Genomic DNA, 1,487 nt, shown 5'->3' with positions numbered 1-1,487 from the left:
GTAGTGCTTGTACCCGAGCTCTTCCATCGCCTCGCGCACCTGCTGGACGGACTCGGCGGCCAGATCAAGCGGATCCTCGGTAAGGATGCCGCCGACCGGCAGGTGCATGTTGGCTTTAATCTCGCCGTCCAGGGTGACGCAGAAGCGCCCTGCTGGCGGATGACGGTGTTTGCGGCGAGGACCATGTCCTCGACGTTGTGGCCGATCACCAGCAGGTTGTGGTTGTCGTGGGAGTAGGTCGTCGCCACGGCGCCGCGCTGGATCGTATCGCCGGCGATAAAGCCGAACGCTTTTTGGCGTCCTTTGCCGTACCGTTCGAATGTGGCGATCATGCCGCAGCCGCTGTCCTCCCACAGCAGCCGGCCATTCGCGGCCGGCACGTCCACCTGGCTCTCCTTGGTGAAGGTCGAGCCGTCCTGGATCGTCATCACCCGGCACCGGTAAGTGCCGTCCTCTACGCCGGCCGCCGCTTCAAAATCGGCGGTGCTCAGCTCGTCCAGCTGGACGCTGTGGTAGAAGTGCTCCGGGAACCGGTAGCCGCTCGACTGCGGCTCAAAGGCCTTGGCGGCGGAGTACATTTCCGCACCGTTTTTGTACACCGACTCCAGCTTCAGCTCGGACAAATCCGAGATCAGCTGGAAGTCGGCGATTTTGCCCGGTGCGATGGAGCCCCGATCGTACATCCGCATGCGGCGGGACGGGGAGAAGGTCGCGGCGTAGATCGCCCGCTCCGGAGACATCCCCATGCCGATGGCCTTGCGGACGATCTGGTTCAGATGGCCGCGGGCACGGAACGAGTCCGCCATGACGTCATCGGTCACGAAGCAGAAATGCTCGGAAACGTCGTGGCGGATCAGGTAGTCCATTACTTCCGGCGTCATCGACTTCTCCTGGATTTCAATGAACATGCCGGCCGCAATCCGCTCCTCCAGACCTTGCAGTGTCTGATGCGTATGGTCTGAGTTGACGCCGGCGTAAATAACGCGCTGCAGGTCCAGATCCAGCAGCTTCGGCACATGGCCTTCAATGACGAGCTCAGGATAATGCGAGCGGATATGCTCCAGGATGCGGTTCGTTTTGCAGTCCGGATCGGTAATGATATCGACGTAGTTCATGATCTCGCCGAGGCAGATGACATCGCCCGTGGACAGGAGGGCATCCATGTCCTCGATCTCGATCGATCCGCCCGTCGTTTCCATCGAGGTGGACGGAACCGAGCTTGGAATGGCATAGAACATGTCCACCGGACAGTTCCGGCTCGCCTTGATCATCTCAAGAACGCCGTCGAGGCCGAACACGTTGGCCATCTCATGCGGCTCGGGTACGATCGTGGTGACGCCGTTTCGCAGGAGACCCGCCGAGAAGGATTCAGGCGTCACCATCGTGCTTTCGATGTGCAGATGGATGTCGATGAAGCCGGGGACCATATAGAGTCCCTCCGCGTTAATGACCTGCTTGGCCTGGAACGTATCTTCGCCCTCAGGCCG

The 1,487-nt window shown here is 60.8% G+C and carries 1 pseudogene; it reads right to left on the bottom strand.

Annotation, left to right across the window (positions count from 1 at the left end):
• Positions 1–1,382, bottom strand: a pseudogene (locus CPT76_RS01270) (adenine deaminase C-terminal domain-containing protein); the annotation flags it as partial.
• Positions 1,383–1,487 lie beyond the last annotated feature (105 nt).

This window comes from Paenibacillus sp. AR247 (genome assembly GCF_002968895.1).
GTDB lineage: Bacteria > Bacillota > Bacilli > Paenibacillales > Paenibacillaceae > Paenibacillus_AQ > Paenibacillus_AQ favisporus.
Note: the sequence above shows the minus strand (reverse complement) of the source record. Positions and strands in the feature narration are given on the sequence as shown.